A 14,839-nucleotide genomic window follows, 5' to 3' on the forward strand; every position below is an offset into this window, starting at 1 on the left:
AACCGTATTCATCCATATGTCAGTCACCTGCAAGAGCATTGCATGACGCCATGTCTCCCGCGGTTACGCTACCTCAGCCTACAAGGCACATCCTGTCCGCGACATGCGCCATCTCCGATTTACGCTGTAGTACAAGATTCTGCGTGCTGTAGGGATCATCCCGTGGCGATGTCAGATAACTTATGCGCAGGAAACTTTGTCACGGAATCGGATGCGAAGGACTCATCGAGTCAGGGGTAAGGCACTCCAGACCATGCACGCGATTTTCTGGATCAGCATGAGCATGTTGTCAACCAGATGGCCTTGACCAAACGCAGCGCGTGCGCCCGCGCATGGGGCTCTCGGTCAAGATGGGAGACGTCGGTGTAACACAGCCACTCGCACGTAGCCGGCTGCTAGCGAAAGCTGGCCTTCATAGGCATCGCGCGTGGCCACAAAGGCCCATCAATCACTTGGCGTATGGCGCAAGCCGCTCACGTCACGCTCGCGCACCAGCGACGCCTGGTTGGACCAGGCGGTGCGAATGTAGGTGACCACGGCAGCCACATCGGCATCGCTCAGTTGTTGTGCGAACGGCGGCATCGAATATGGCCGCGGATTGGCCTGCGTCGCCGGAGCGAAGCCACCCAGCAACACCACACGCGTGGCATTGGCACCGCTGGGCTCGATGACCGACGCATTGCCATCCAGGCCCGGGTAGATATCGCTTTTGCCCTTGCCGTCGCTACCGTGACAGTCACTGCAGTATTGCTTGTAGACATCCTTGCCATGATCGGCCAGCGCCTTGGTGTCGAAGGAAACATCCTGGACCGGCGGCACGGGACGTGCGGGCAACGAGCGCAAGTATTGGGCGATCGCACCGAGATCTTCGTCGCTCATGTGCTGCGTGCTGCGCACAACCACTTCGGCCATCGGACCAAAGGCGACACCACGCGTCGACTTGCCGGTCTTGAGCAGGTCAACGATGTCCTGGTCGGTCCAGCCTTCCAGGCCACCATGGGCCTGCGTACTCAGGTCCGGGGCAAACCAGTTCTGTTCAGGCATCTGCCCGCCGGAAAGACTGATGTCGTCGCGTGCGCCGCCCAAGGCGTCGCGCGCGATGTGGCATTCGTTGCAGTGACCCAGGCCCTGTACCAGGTAGGCACCTCGATTCCACGTTGCCGAACGAGAAGCATCGGTCTGGTATTGGCCCTCCTTGAAATACAGTGCACGCCAGGCCTTGAGGCTACCGCGCACGCTATAGGGAAAATCCAGAGCTGGCGGGTTCGACGGCCGGCTGACGGCGGGCAAGGATTGCAGGTACGCGAAGATGGCCAGCGCATCGTCTCGATGCACCTTGGTGTACGAGGTATAGGTGAATACCGGATACAGGTATTGGCCGTGTCGCCCCCTGCCACTATGCAAGGCCTGCCAGAAATCCTCGAAGCTCCAGTCGCCAAGACCTGTCGCCTTGTCGGGCGTGATGTTCGGCGCGGTGATATTGCCAAACGGTGTGGCCAACGCCCTGCCCCCGGCATACGGTGCGCCGCCCTGCTCGGTATGGCAGGCGGCGCAGTCGCCGATGGTCGCCAGGTAGTGACCTCTGGCGATCAAGGCCGGATCGCGCAGTGTCGCTTCAGCCACCTTGCTCGCCGAGCGTGGCACCGGCGCGATGCTGCCCCCCCAGGACAACCAGGTGACCGCTACCGCGATCAGGACCACCAGGGCAAGCACGAAGCGCAGGAAAATCTTCATGCGCCGCTCTCCTTGCCGCCGAGCACGCCACAGTGCAGAGGCGGATTGACCGAACCGGCCGGCTGTGCGTGCATGTCGGCAGGCAACTGGCGCGTTGCCAGATAAGCCGATACGGCGGTGATATCCGACTCGGTCAGGCGCCCGGCTATCTGGGCCATGCAATCGGGTGCCACCGTGGCGCGCGTGCGCGTACGCCAGGAACCCAATTGGGAACTGACGTAGTCATAGGGCAATCCCACCAGGCCTGGGATATCCGGTTGCACCCCCGTCAGCTCGCTTCCATGGCATGCGCTGCATGCCGGTACCTTGAGCGCGGCATCGCCTTGTGTCACCAGCGCCTGACCGCGCTTCATCGCTTCATGGGAAACCCTGGGAACCGGTGACGGACTGTAAGGTACCTGCTGTGCGGCAAAGTATTGCGCGATCTCCTGCATGTATTGCGCGCTCAGGTAGCGCACGGTGTATTCCATGGGCGGATATTTGCGCAGCCCCTGTTTGAAATCCTGCATCTGGCGCGCCAAGTATCCCGCCGGTTTGCCAGCCAGCCGCGGAAAGAATCCCGTATCGGGCGTGCCCTCGCCATGCGTGCCATGGCAGGCTGTGCAAGCAGCGATGCGTTGCTGCAAGGTGTCCGGTGGCATATCGTTTGGCGGCTGATCAGCCGCCTGCGCCGCGAACGTGGTGGCAAACCCCAAGGCCACGGCAGCCAGGAGGGCCACGCCATGGAACACATGCACTGCCTGCCGGGCTGTTGTGATCATGAAGCGATTATAGGCGCGACTGACCGAGGTCCCATGGATGCGACACGATGTCCGACCTGCGCTGCGACGCGGGCGTAGCCCCTGAACCGATACCTGCATTTCAAGCACTTACTCCTTGCTGCACACCAGCATTGGGGAGAGGGGCAGCCTGATAAGCTGCCGTGACGCGACATCCTGCCGCATATCCGGGGAGAACTTTAAGTGATTCGTCCATCGTTCCTGCACGGCCTGATCATTGCCAGCCTGCTGTGCGCCAACGCCGCCTACGCCTCGGATGACACCACGGACGTCTGGGCGTCCATCGGCCAGTTGCATCAGCGCATGGATGAGGGAGCCTTGACCAGCCAGTCGCTGGTGGATCAGTTCAATCGGCGCATTGCGCGCATCGATCAGGCAGGTCCGACGCTGCATGCGGTGATCGAACTCAATCCCGATGCGGACAAGCAGGCCGCTGCCCTGGACAGACAACGAAAGGGGCACGCGCCAGTTGGCCCGCTCTACGGCATTCCCGTGCTGCTCAAGGACAACATCGATACCGTGGGCCCGATGCTGACTACCGCCGGTTCGCTCGCATTGGCCACGAATCCGGCCTCGCACGATGCCAGTCTGGTCGAACGGCTGCACACGCAGGGCGCTCTGATCCTGGGCAAGGCAAACCTGAGCGAATGGGCCAACATGCGCTCCAATCATGCCAGTAGCGGCTGGAGCGCGCGCGGCGGCCAGACGCGCAACCCCTATGTGCTCGACCGTAATCCTTGCGGCTCCAGTGCGGGCTCGGCTGCCGCCGTGGCCGCCGGCCTGGTGACCGTAGCCATTGGCAGCGAAACCGACGGCTCGATCATCTGCCCTGCCGCCAGCAACGGCCTGGTCGGCATCAAGCCGACCCTGGGCCTGGTCAGTCGCACCGGCATCATTCCGATCAGCCACAACCAGGACACCGCAGGTCCCATCGCACGCAGCGTGGCGGATGCCGCAGTCGTATTGTCGGCCATTGCCGGTAGCGATCCCCATGATTCGGCTACGGCTGACGCGGACAGGCACGCTACCGACTACACACGCTTCCTCGATCCCGATGGGCTGAGAGGCAAGCGGATCGGCGTGGTCCGCGCACTGGCGGGGTCCGAACCCAATGCCGATCGCGCCCTGGAACAGGCCATTGCGGTGATGAAAGCCCAGGGGGCCATCATCGTCGACCCGGTCGAACTACCGCACTTGCATGAGCTTGGCGATCCGGAAATGACCGTGTTGTTGTACGACCTCAAGCACGACATGAATGCCTACCTGGCAGCACGTGGCGACACGCGGATGAAAACGCTGGGCGATCTCATTGCCTTCAACCGGCGCGAGGCCGATCGCGAGATGCCCTATTTCGGTCAGGAGCTATTCGAACAAGCGCAAGCCAAGGGCGCGCTGACCGACGATGCTTATGTCCAGGCCCTGGAAAAAGCCAAGCGACTAGCCGGACCGCAAGGCATCGACGCCGCCTTGCAAGCCAAGCATCTGGATGCATTGCTTGCCCCCTCCTGGGGGCCGGCTTTCGTTACGGACCCCGTGCTTGGCGACCATGTCGTCAGTGGCGATCCGACCGTGGGAGGTGCCTCACAACCGGCCGCCGTTGCCGGCTATCCCTCTATCACCGTGCCGGCAGCGTATGCGCATGATCTGCCGATAGGCATCGTGTTTTTCGGTAAAAAGTGGAGTGAACCGACGTTGATCTCGATTGCCTATGGTTTCGAACAGCACAACATGCCGTTCAGGCGACCGCGTTTTCTCAACACAGTTGGTGGAACACCACAGGAGTAAGCCAGTTACGGTTGCCAGAAAATGACCATGCCATGGTAAGTACCCTGCCTCCATCGCCGAGCGAACGCGTGCAAGAATGAGTGCTCTTTGCCCTTGGAGCCGCACATGAAAGGATTATCTTTTCTCACCGCGAGCATCGCACTGGTGCTCGCCACACACGCTCAAGCCGCCACGCCACCTGCGCCACAGCATTATTCCAACGCTGCGTGGACGCAGCCGCAAAAGCCTTTTCGCATCTACGGCAATACTTACTACGTCGGCTCGCATGGGCTCTCGGCAATCCTGGTGACATCACCGAGAGGACATATCCTCCTGGATGGCACGTTGCCCGAGAATGTGCCCATGATCGAAGCGAATATTCGTGCTCTTGGCTTTCGCCTCGAGGACGTCAAGCTGATTCTCAATTCGCATCCCCACTTCGATCATGCAGGTGGCATTGCGGCCCTTGCGCACGATACCGGCGCGCAGGTCGTAGCAAGCGCCAAGGCAGCCAAGGCGCTCAAGCTCGGCGGTGAAGATCCGGACGATCCTCAATACGGCGACGCTTCACCATATGCGAAGGTCGAGCACGTGCGCATCGCTGATGGCGGCGAGACCATCAAGCTTGGGCCGTTGGCCTTGACCATGCATCCGACACCAGGTCATACGCCGGGTGGCACGGCATGGACATGGACCTCCTGTGAGCAAACTCGCTGCCTTTCGATGGCGTATGTCGACAGCATCGCCCTCCTTACTGCGAACAATGGCCATTATCGTTATACCGATCCTGCCCATCCCGAACGCATTGCCGATTTTCGCGGCACCATCGATACGCTCGCCAAACTGCCGTGCGACATCATGATTGCACCGCATCCCGATTCGATTAATCTCATCGAGAAGGCGACACAGCACGGCGGCAACAACCCCGATGCACTGATCGATCCGAATGCCTGCAAGGCCTACGCGGCAAAAGCCCAGGTCAACCTCGACGAGCGCATCGCCAAGGAAAATGCCAAGTCAAAATCACCCGCGCGCTGATGCACTGACGACTATCAGGTCATGCCACCTGACTTGCGCACGATCAGCATCGCCAACTCAAGCGATTGCTCATAGTTGAGGCGAGGGTCGACGGTTGACTTATACGCGCGATCGAGATCGGTTTCCGACAAGTCGCGCGCACCGCCCATGCACTCGGTGACATCTTCACCGGTCAGCTCCAGGTGCACGCCGCCCAGGCGTGTACCTGCAGCCGCATGAATATCGAAAGCCTGGTCGAGTTCACCGCGAATATTGTCGAAACGGCGTGTCTTGTAACCGTTTGACGTACTTTCGGTATTACCGTGCATAGGATCGGCTACCCAAAGCACACGCCTGCCTGCGCGGCGCACGGCTTCAAGCAGGGGGGGCAGCGCGCTGGCAATCTGCGCATTGCCCATGCGATGAATAAGCGTAAGGCGGCCCGGTTCGTCGCCTGGGTTGAGCACATCGATCAGGCGCAGCAGATCGCCTGGCTTGACCGAGGGGCCGACCTTCACCGCGATCGGATTACGAATGCCACGGAAATATTCCGTATGCGCACCATCCAGCGCAGCCGTACGCATGCCGATCCACGGAAAATGCGTCGACAGGTTGAACCAGCCAGCGTGACGGGGAACCTGCCGTGTGAGCGCCTGCTCGTAATGCAGCAGCAAGGCCTCATGGGACGTGAAGAAATCCACCCGCGTGAAATTGGCCACTGGCCCGGACAAGGTTTCCATGAAGCGCAGCGAGTCGCTGATACCCGCCACCATGCGGCGGTACTCGCCTGCCAGGGGAGAATGCTCCACCCAGGCCAGATCCCAGTACTCGGGATGATGCAGGTCGGCGAAGCCGCCATCGATCAATGCACGCACGAAATTCATCGTCAGCGCCGAGTGCGCGTGTGCCTGGATCAGGCGCTGCGGATCGGCACGACGTGCTTGCGCAGTAAATGCGGGGGCATTGATCAGGTCGCCGCGAAAACTGGGCAGCGTCACGCCATCGCGAGTTTCCATGTCGGTCGAACGCGGTTTGGCATATTGCCCGGCGAAGCGTCCGACACGCAGCACCGGCTTCTTCAGGCCGTGCACCATGACCAGGCTCATCTGCAGCAGTACCTTGAGCCGGTTGGAAATGATCGGGCTGGTGCAATCAGCAAAACTCTCCGCGCAATCGCCGCCCTGAAGCAGGAATCGCTTGCCTTCCTGGGCGTCGGCCAGTGCCTGCTTGAGCGCGAGCACCTCCCACGAGGTCACCAGCGGCGGCAGGGAGGCCAGCTGCGTCGTGCAACGGGCCAGTTCCTGCGCGTCCTCGTAATGGGGCTGCTGCAAGGCGACGCGCTGCTGCCAGCTGTCGGGAGACCAGTCAGCGGTATCGTGGGCGGAAACGGCGAGCATATTCATGGCACGGACCATCGAAGGTTTTCGATCAGGCAGGACGCTTGCGCAGCGTCGCCACCAGGATGAGGGCAATTAACACGATGTACCAGAAGGAAGTCCACGCAGGCATCGGCAAACCGAGAATTGGCTCGACCTTGGCACACTCCCCGGAGCCGGTGAATACCATCTGCAACACCTTGTGGAACGGAAAGGTGTTCATCATGTAACCCAGGTTCGGGCCACAGGACGGAATCTCGTCAGCCGGTAACGTCTGCAACCACAAGTGGCGCCCCGCCACGGCCAGCCCTGCCAGGCCGCCGACCACAGCGCCAAGGGTAAGGCCCCAGCGTCCACCACCCTTGGGGGCAAACATCGCTCCGAGCAGGAAGAACAACGCCATCACCATGAAACCAATGCGTTGGAAAATGCATAGCGGACACGGCTCCATGTGCAGCACGTGTTCGGCGTAAAGCGCGAAGCCGAGCAAGCCCAGGCAGACAAGTAGCCCGACGAGGCAGACAGTGCGATATGACCAACGGAACGGATTCATGAAGGAGACGCCGGATTGGGATGTTGCGAGGCAGCAACCTTAGCCCTTTTGGACGGTGGTGGCTATGTGAATGCTTCGATTATGGAACACCGGTTCGACGGGGAGTTCCCGGCATGCGCCTGTTGCCGTCACTTGCCGTAGTCATACGGGTAACCCGGCGACTTTCGGTCGTGCAAGGTGTGCCACGCCATAACAAAAAAACCCCGGCGCTAGCCGGGGCTTTTCTAGATCAGCACATCGACGCAGGCTTACTCGGCGTCAGCCACTTCGGTGCGCGGACGATCCACCAGCTCGACGTACGCCATCGGAGCATTATCGCCGACGCGGAAACCGCACTTGAGGATGCGCAGGTAGCCGCCGGGACGCTCGCGGTAACGCGGGCCCAGTTCGACAAACAGCTTGCCTACGGCCTGCTTGTCACGCAGACGCGCGAACGCAAGACGACGATTGGCAACGCCATCGGTCTTGGCGAGGGTAATGAGGGGCTCGGCCACGCGGCGAAGTTCCTTCGCCTTGGGCAGGGTGGTGCGAATCAGCTCGTGCTTGATCAGCGACGCAGCCATATTCTTGAACATGGCTTCGCGGTGGCTGCTCGTGCGATTGAGCTTGCGACCGGATTTCTGGTGGCGCATGGCAATTACTCTCTAGTCTGTTGTTATGAAAAGCCGGTCACGATGATCCGACTTCCCGCGGTTACCCGCTATTCAAGGCTCTAAGAACGCCTTGTTATAAGAGCACGGCCTCTGCGGACCGTGTTTTCCATCTAGCTGGAAGGCCAGCTGTGCAACATCAAGGGCGACCGCTGCCGGTCGCCCTTGATCTGATCAACCCAGCTGCATGCCGTGCGAAAGGCCCGGCGGCGGCCAGTTTTCGAGCTTCATGCCCAGCGCGAGGCCACGACCGCCAAGGACATCCTTGATTTCGGTCAGCGACTTCTTGCCAAGATTCGGCGTCTTGAGCAGCTCCACTTCGGTCTTCTGTACGAGATCGCCGATGTAATAGATGCTCTCGGCCTTCAGGCAGTTGGCCGAACGAACAGTCAGTTCCAGATCATCGATCGGGCGGAGCAGAAGCGGATCGAACCCACCCTTCTCAGCCTTGTCGGTGGCGCTCTCGCGACGCGAGAAGTCACCGAACACCGACAACTGATCGTTGAGGATTTCAGCGGCCTTGCGAACCGCGTCTTCCGCACCGATGGTGCCGTTGGTCTCGATATCCAGCACGAGCTTATCGAGGTTGGTGCGCTGCTCGACGCGAGCGGCGTCCACTTCGTAGGCCACGCGCAGTACGGGCGCGAACGAAGCGTCCAGTTGCAGGCGGCCGATCGGACGTGCCTCGTCATCCGGATGCTGCCGCGAGCTGGCCGGCTGATAGCCGACGCCACGACGCACCTTCAGGCGCATATTGAGGGCGATGTCCTTGGTCAGGTGACAGATCACGTGTTCCGGATTGATGATCTCCACCGAATGGTCGACCGCGATATCACCGGCGGTCACCACGCCCTTGCCTTTCTTGGCCAGGGTCAGGGTGACTTCATCACCCGAGTGCTGACGAATCGCCACATCTTTTAGGTTCAGCAGGACTTCGATCACGTCCTCCTGCAGACCTTCAAGGGTGGTGTACTCGTGCAGCACGCCATCGATTTCCACCTCGACGATGGCAGAGCCAGGGATCGAGGAGAGCAGCACGCGACGCAGCGCATTGCCCAGAGTGTGGCCGAAACCACGCTCGAGCGGCTCGACCACAACCTTGGCACGGTTGGATCCGAGCTGCTCGACACTGAGGCCACGCGGCCGCAGCACGCTAGTTGACGAAACTGCCATGCAGGGCTCCGATTGATTACTTCGAGTAAAGCTCGACGATCAGGCTTTCGTTGATGTCGGACGGCAGATCACCGCGGTCCGGCGTCGACTTGAAGGTGCCTTCGAACTTCTTGGAGTCAACTTCGACCCACTGAGGACGCAGGTCCATGGTGTCGAAGACGGTCGCCGCTTCCTGTACACGCAACTGAGTACGCGCACGCTCGGTCAGCGCGATCGCATCGCCCGGACGAACCTGGTACGACGGAATGTTCACCTTCTTGCCGTTAACCAGCACAGCCTTGTGGCTGACCAGCTGACGAGCCTGGGCGCGGGTCACCGCAAAGCCCATGCGATAAACGACGTTGTCGAGACGGCTCTCAAGCAAGCGCAGCAGGTTCTCACCCGTGTTGCCCTTGAGGTTGGACGCCTTGACGTAGTAATTGCTGAACTGACGCTCAAGCACACCATAGATGCGCTTGACCTTCTGCTTTTCACGCAGCTGGTTGGCATAGTCGGACATGCGCATGCGCTTGTTGGCGCCATGCTGACCGGGCTTGTTTTCCAGCTTGCACTTGGAGTCGATGGCGCGAGCCGGACTCTTCAGGCTGAGATCTGCACCCTCACGACGAGCGAGTTTGCAGGTAGCTCCACGATAACGGGCCATGGGTATGCTCCTTAGACTCGACGCTTCTTCGGGGGACGGCAGCCGTTATGCGGAATCGGCGTGACGTCGATGATGTTGAGGACCTTGTAGCCGAGGGCGTTCAGCGAACGCACCGCCGACTCGCGACCCGGGCCCGGGCCCTTGATGCGGACTTCCACCGTCTTCACACCGTAGTCGCCAGCAGCGCGGCCCGCCTTTTCGGCGGCCACCTGGGCGGCAAACGGGGTCGACTTGCGCGAACCGCGGAAACCCGCGCCACCGGCAGTCGCCCACGACAGGGCATTACCCTGGCGGTCGGTGATGGTCACGATGGTGTTGTTGAACGAAGCATGCACGTGGGCCACGGCATCCGTGACAACACGCTTGATCTTCTTCTTGGTCTTAACCGGCTTAGCCATGTCTGGAATCCGTTACTTCTTGATCGCGCGACGCGGACCCTTGCGGGTGCGTGCGTTGGTACGCGTGCGCTGGCCGCGCACCGGCAAACCACGACGGTGACGGAGACCGCGGTAGCAACCCAGATCCATCAGACGCTTGATGGCCATGCCCACTTCGCGGCGAAGGTCACCTTCGACCACGTACTTACCGATTTCGTGGCGGAGTTTCTCCACCTCGCCCTCGCTGAGGGACTTGATTTGCGTGGTGGGAACCACGCCAGCGTCTACACAGACCTTCTTGGCCCGGCTGCGGCCGATACCGTAGATACTCTGCAGGCCAACCCAGACATGCTTCTGGACCGGCAAATTGACACCCGCGATGCGCGCCATGATGTACTTTCTCCGATGCGTTTCGTGCGCGGTAAACGCGCAATTCTAACTTAACTTAACCCTATAGGAAAGCCCTGCGGCACCATTGCCGCCGCCCTCCTTACCAGCCCTTCCCCACCGCCCCAGCAGCCATCAGTTGCGGCGGAGATTGGCTTTCTTGAGCAGACTTTCGTACTGGTGACTGACCAAGTGCGCCTGCACCTGAGCAGTGAAGTCCATCACCACAACCACCACGATCAGCAGAGAGGTGCCGCCGAAGTAGAAAGACACGTGCCAAAGGTTCTGCATGAACGTAGGTATCAGACAGACCAGCACCAGGTAGATCGCGCCAATGCCGGTCAACCGGGTCATGACGCCATCGATGTAATCGCCTGTCGCCTTACCCGGACGGATACCCGGGATCAAGGCACCAGAGCGCTTGAGGTTGTCCGCAGTTTCCTGCGAATTAAAGATGATCGCCGTATAGAAGAAGGCAAAGGTGATCACCAACACGGCAAATAAGATGTCATGCAACGGCTCACCCGGTGCCAAGGCCTGCGTCAGATCCTGCAACCAGCGAATCTGGTGCCCTTGACCAAACCACGTCGCCGCGGTCGTCGGGAACATCAACAAGCTGGAGGCGAAGATCGGCGGAATGACACCGGCCATGTTGATCTTCAGCGGCAAGTGCGAGGTCTGGTTCATGTACGCACGTTGCCCACCGGACCGCCTCGCGTAATTGACCGTGATACGTCGTTGTCCACGTTCCATGAACACCACGAACGCCGTCACCGCCAGGATCAACACCACCACCAGGATCAGGGACAGCACGTTCAGGTTACCGTCGGTCACCATGGAGAGCGTGCGCACCACGGCCGAAGGCAGACCCGCGACGATGCCGGCAAAGATCAGGATCGAGATACCATTGCCGATACCTCGCTCAGTGATCTGCTCACCCAGCCACATCAGGAACATGGTACCTGCCGTCAAGCCAACGATGGCCGACAGGACAAAGCCGAAACCTGGCGTGTAGACGACGGGCGCGCCACTTTGCGCCACCTGCTTCTGCAACGCCACCGCGATGCCGAATGCCTGAAAGGCCGCCAAGCCGACGGTACCAAAGCGCGTGTACGTGGTCATCTTGCGACGCCCCGACTCGCCCTCCTTGCGTAGTGCCTGCAGGCTCGGGATCACCGAACCCATCATCTGCACCACGATGGAAGCAGAGATATACGGCACCACGCCTAGCGCAAACACCGACAAACGCGAGAGCGAGCCACCCGAGAACATGTTGAACATGTTCAGCAGGCCACCGCCTTGTTCGATCACGTTCGCCATGGCCTCGGGATTGACACCCGGAACCGGAATGAACGAACCCAGACGGTAGACAATCAGCGCACCCAACACAAAGAAGATGCGCTGACGCAGTTCCGTCAGCTTACCGAGCGATCCGAGCGATGAGCCCTGGGCAGCCGCCACTTCGTTACTCCACGCTGCCGCCGGCAGCTTCAATGGCTGCCTTGGCACCGGCCGTAGCCAGCACGCCGGACAGCTTGACCGCACGGCCGATCTCGCCCTTGGCGACAACCTTGACCTTCTTGGCACGACTGTCGATCAGGCCAGCCTGATGCAGCACCACCGGGGTGATCTCGTCCGCCTTCAGGTTGGCCAGCTGGTACAGGAACACTTCCTGGCTCTCAGCCTTCTTCAGCGAACGGAAGCCGACCTTCGGCAAGCGACGCTGCAGCGGCATCTGGCCGCCCTCAAAACCGAACTTGTGGGTGCCGCCCGCGCGAGCGTGCTGACCCTTGTGACCGCGACCGGCAGTCTTGCCCAGGCCCGAGCCGATGCCACGACCGACGCGAAGACGCGTCTTGCGCGAACCGGCGGCCGGCTTGATGTCATTAAGACGCATGATGCTTACTCCTCAACCCGCACGAGGTAATAGACCGTGTTGATGAGGCCACGCACCTGCGGGCTGTCCTTCAATTCACGGACGTCGTTGAGCTTGTTCAGGCCGAGCGCCTTGACGCTCAGGCGATGACGACTCTGCACACCGCGCAGGCCCTTGACCAGGCGGACGCGAACGGTTTTCTCGGTATTAGCCATTGCCCAGCACCTCTTCCACGGTCTTGCCACGCTTGGCAGCGATCTGCTTGGGCGAAGCAACGGCCTGCAGGCCCTTGATGGTCGCGCGCACCAGGTTGATCGGGTTGCGCGAACCGACGGCCTTGGCCAGCACGTTCTTCACGCCTACCACTTCCAGCACGGCACGCATGGCGCCACCCGCGATCACGCCGGTACCTTCCGAAGCGGGCTGCATGAACACGCGCGCAGCGCCATGGTTGGCCTTGATGGCATACCACAGGGTGCCGTTGTTCAGATCGATGCTAACCATGTTGCGACGGGCACGTTCCATCGCCTTGGAGATGGCCACCGGCACTTCACGCGCCTTGCCATAACCGAAGCCGACCTTGCCCTCGCCGTCGCCGACCACGGTCAGCGCGGTGAAGCTCATCTGGCGACCACCCTTGACGGTCTTGGCCACTCGGTTGACGGCGATCAGCTTTTCGAGCAGGCCGTCAGAATTTTCACGATCGGTAGAAGACATTGAATTCTTTCCGTATGCCCGGACAACCCGGGGCTTTTACTTGCGGCTGGGCCGCTTGGAGTTGTTGTAACTACAGTGAAGAGCAAAGAGTGAGGGAACGGCGACCTTGTCGCCTGATAGGAGCGAACAAGCCCCTAACGCTTAACCCCTCACTCCCGGCCGATCAGAACTTCAGGCCAGCCTCACGTGCCGCCTCGGCCAGAGCCTTGATGCGACCGTGATAGCGGAAACCCGAACGGTCGAAGGCGACAGCTTCGATGCCGGCGGCCATCGCGCGCTCGGCGACAGCCTTGCCAACAGCAGCGGCCGCCTCGAGGTTCTTGGTGCCCTTCAGGCCTTCGGCAACCGACTTCTGCACCGTGGAAGCTGCAGCGACGACGTTCTTGCCGGAGGCATCGAAAACCTGCGCATACAAATGCTGGCCCGTGCGATGAACCGACAGGCGGGCAACGGCCAGCTTGCGGATATGAGCGCGGGTCGACTTGGCGCGGCGCAGACGAGATTCGTTCTTGTTCATGACTTTCGGTTCCTCGGAAGCGGATAGGCCGATTAGGCCTTCTTGGCTTCCTTCAGGGTGATCTTCTCGCCGGCGTAACGCACACCTTTGCCTTTATAAGGCTCTGGGGCACGGTAAGCGCGGATCTTGGCGGCAACCTCACCCACCAGCTGCTTATCCGAACCCTTGATCAGGATTTCGGTCTGCGAGGGGGTCTCAATGCTGATGCCTTCCGGAGCCTCGAACAGCACCGGGTGGGAGAAGCCGAGGCTGAGGTTCAACGCCTTGCCCTGCATCGCAGCGCGGTAGCCCACGCCGACCAGTTCAAGCTTGCGCTCAAAACCCTCGGAGACACCCTTGACCATGTTGGCCAGCACAGCGCGAGCGGTGCCGCCGAACTTGTCTTCGGCGCCCTCGGCGAGCTGGATGTTGACCACACCGTTGTCCACGACCACGGAAACACCCGGCAGGGCGTGGGTCTTGAGCGAGCCCTTCGGACCCTTCACGGCGACACCGCCGTCGACAACGTTCAGTTCGACGCCCTTGGGCAGCGAAATCGGCTTTTTGGCTACGCGAGACATCGGATACTCCTTAAGCGACCAAGCCGATGACTTCGCCGCCCAGGCCCTTGGCGCGCGCCTGCGCGTCGGTCAGCAGGCCTGCCGAAGTCGAAATGATGGAAATGCCCAGACCGCCCAGCACCTTCGGCAGTTCACTCTTGCCACGATAGATGCGAAGGCCGGAACGGCTGACACGCTCAATACGCTCGATGGCCGGACGACCTTCGAAGTACTTGAGCTTGATTTCAAGAACCGGCTTGCCTTCGTTGGCGTTGGTCTTGACGTCGAGGATATAACCCTCGTTCTTGAGAAGGTTGGCGACAGCCACCTTCATCTTCGACGACGGCATGCTTACGGCCTGCTTGCCCGTGAGCTGGGCATTGCGGATGCGCGTAAACAGATCGGCGATGGGATCAGTCATGCTCATGAAAACATCCTTCAGAGTGCACCGATATCCGATAAAACCGGAAATCAATATTCGATTGTGAGCCGGCATGGCCGGCAGTTCTGCGTGAAACAGACCAACGACTATATCAGCTTTTCCAGCTTTTGCGAATAGCGAGCGAAAGTTGCGTCAACGGGGGCACGGTAACCCGCACCCCCGCCGCTCAGACGGGCCCCCAAAGGGGCACAGTCCATGTTTCTTACCAGCTGGCCTTACGCAGGCCAGGCACGTCACCACGCATGGTGGCTTCGCGCAACTTGTTACGGCCCAGACCGAACTTGGCATATACGGC

Annotated in this window: 18 protein-coding genes and 1 pseudogene; 2 read left to right on the forward strand and 17 right to left on the reverse strand. The window is 60.7% G+C overall.

Features of this window, described 5'->3' with window-relative positions:
* Window positions 1-444 precede the first annotated feature (444 nt).
* Together VF436_RS01695 and VF436_RS01700 are read right to left on the reverse strand one after the other, a co-directional pair.
* Entirely contained in the window at window positions 445-1,734 is a 1,290-nt protein-coding gene (locus tag VF436_RS01695) for a cytochrome c (protein ID WP_330902247.1), read from the reverse strand.
* Complete coding sequence (locus tag VF436_RS01700; protein WP_330902248.1) at window positions 1,731-2,495, reverse strand: c-type cytochrome; 765 nt, start codon at window positions 2,493-2,495, stop codon at window positions 1,731-1,733. Before VF436_RS01700 ends, VF436_RS01695 begins: the two co-directional genes overlap by 4 nt.
* 201 nt (window positions 2,496-2,696) lie before the next feature.
* Between VF436_RS01700 and VF436_RS01705 the strand changes: the two genes are divergently transcribed.
* Together VF436_RS01705 and bla are read left to right on the forward strand one after the other, a co-directional pair.
* Entirely contained in the window at window positions 2,697-4,298 is a 1,602-nt protein-coding gene (locus tag VF436_RS01705; protein ID WP_330902249.1) for an amidase, read from the forward strand.
* Between the two features lie 105 nt (window positions 4,299-4,403).
* Entirely contained in the window at window positions 4,404-5,315 is a 912-nt protein-coding gene (gene bla, locus VF436_RS01710; RefSeq protein WP_330902250.1) for a subclass B3 metallo-beta-lactamase, read from the forward strand.
* Between the two features lie 14 nt (window positions 5,316-5,329).
* Here the strand turns inward: bla and VF436_RS01715 are convergent, their stop codons facing one another.
* The 15 genes and pseudogenes from VF436_RS01715 to VF436_RS01785 all read right to left on the reverse strand — a co-directional run.
* On the reverse strand, window positions 5,330-6,697 hold the full coding sequence (locus VF436_RS01715; protein WP_330902251.1) for a class II 3-deoxy-7-phosphoheptulonate synthase: 1,368 nt from the start codon (window positions 6,695-6,697) through the stop codon (window positions 5,330-5,332).
* Between the two features lie 25 nt (window positions 6,698-6,722).
* A complete protein-coding gene (locus VF436_RS01720; RefSeq protein WP_330902252.1) occupies window positions 6,723-7,223 on the reverse strand; it encodes a disulfide bond formation protein B in 501 nt (166 codons plus the stop codon).
* 248 nt (window positions 7,224-7,471) lie between these two features.
* Window positions 7,472-7,855: a 50S ribosomal protein L17 gene (gene rplQ / locus VF436_RS01725; protein ID WP_330902253.1), complete on the reverse strand. Its 384-nt coding sequence runs from the start codon at window positions 7,853-7,855 to the stop codon at window positions 7,472-7,474.
* 192 nt (window positions 7,856-8,047) lie between these two features.
* Window positions 8,048-9,046 (reverse strand): DNA-directed RNA polymerase subunit alpha, encoded by a 999-nt coding sequence (locus VF436_RS01730; RefSeq protein ID WP_330902254.1) that lies wholly within the window; start codon window positions 9,044-9,046, stop codon window positions 8,048-8,050.
* 16 nt (window positions 9,047-9,062) lie between these two features.
* A complete protein-coding gene (gene rpsD, locus VF436_RS01735) occupies window positions 9,063-9,689 on the reverse strand; it encodes a 30S ribosomal protein S4 (RefSeq protein WP_330902255.1) in 627 nt (208 codons plus the stop codon).
* Window positions 9,690-9,700: 11 nt separating this feature from the next.
* Window positions 9,701-10,087: a 30S ribosomal protein S11 gene (gene rpsK, locus VF436_RS01740; RefSeq protein ID WP_330902256.1), complete on the reverse strand. Its 387-nt coding sequence runs from the start codon at window positions 10,085-10,087 to the stop codon at window positions 9,701-9,703.
* Between the two features lie 12 nt (window positions 10,088-10,099).
* Entirely contained in the window at window positions 10,100-10,456 is a 357-nt protein-coding gene (gene rpsM / locus VF436_RS01745) for a 30S ribosomal protein S13 (RefSeq protein ID WP_330902257.1), read from the reverse strand.
* A 132-nt stretch (window positions 10,457-10,588) separates the two neighbouring features.
* Complete coding sequence (gene secY / locus VF436_RS01750) at window positions 10,589-11,914, reverse strand: preprotein translocase subunit SecY (RefSeq protein WP_330902258.1); 1,326 nt, start codon at window positions 11,912-11,914, stop codon at window positions 10,589-10,591.
* 4 nt (window positions 11,915-11,918) lie between these two features.
* Window positions 11,919-12,350: a 50S ribosomal protein L15 gene (rplO, locus tag VF436_RS01755; protein WP_330902259.1), complete on the reverse strand. Its 432-nt coding sequence runs from the start codon at window positions 12,348-12,350 to the stop codon at window positions 11,919-11,921.
* 5 nt (window positions 12,351-12,355) lie between these two features.
* Window positions 12,356-12,544: a 50S ribosomal protein L30 gene (gene rpmD, locus VF436_RS01760; protein ID WP_049621807.1), complete on the reverse strand. Its 189-nt coding sequence runs from the start codon at window positions 12,542-12,544 to the stop codon at window positions 12,356-12,358.
* On the reverse strand, window positions 12,537-13,046 hold the full coding sequence (gene rpsE, locus VF436_RS01765; RefSeq protein WP_115477099.1) for a 30S ribosomal protein S5: 510 nt from the start codon (window positions 13,044-13,046) through the stop codon (window positions 12,537-12,539). The genes rpmD and rpsE overlap by 8 nt, the downstream gene beginning before the upstream one ends.
* 163 nt (window positions 13,047-13,209) lie before the next feature.
* A complete protein-coding gene (gene rplR / locus VF436_RS01770; protein WP_330902261.1) occupies window positions 13,210-13,563 on the reverse strand; it encodes a 50S ribosomal protein L18 in 354 nt (117 codons plus the stop codon).
* A 32-nt stretch (window positions 13,564-13,595) separates the two neighbouring features.
* A complete protein-coding gene (gene rplF, locus VF436_RS01775; RefSeq protein ID WP_330902262.1) occupies window positions 13,596-14,123 on the reverse strand; it encodes a 50S ribosomal protein L6 in 528 nt (175 codons plus the stop codon).
* Between the two features lie 10 nt (window positions 14,124-14,133).
* Window positions 14,134-14,529, reverse strand: coding sequence for a 30S ribosomal protein S8 (gene rpsH / locus VF436_RS01780; RefSeq protein WP_330902263.1), 396 nt, complete (start codon window positions 14,527-14,529; stop codon window positions 14,134-14,136).
* Window positions 14,530-14,746: 217 nt separating this feature from the next.
* A pseudogene (locus VF436_RS01785) lies at window positions 14,747-14,839 on the reverse strand (30S ribosomal protein S14); the annotation flags it as partial.

This window comes from Dyella sp. (assembly GCF_036384435.1).
GTDB lineage: Bacteria > Pseudomonadota > Gammaproteobacteria > Xanthomonadales > Rhodanobacteraceae > GSA-30.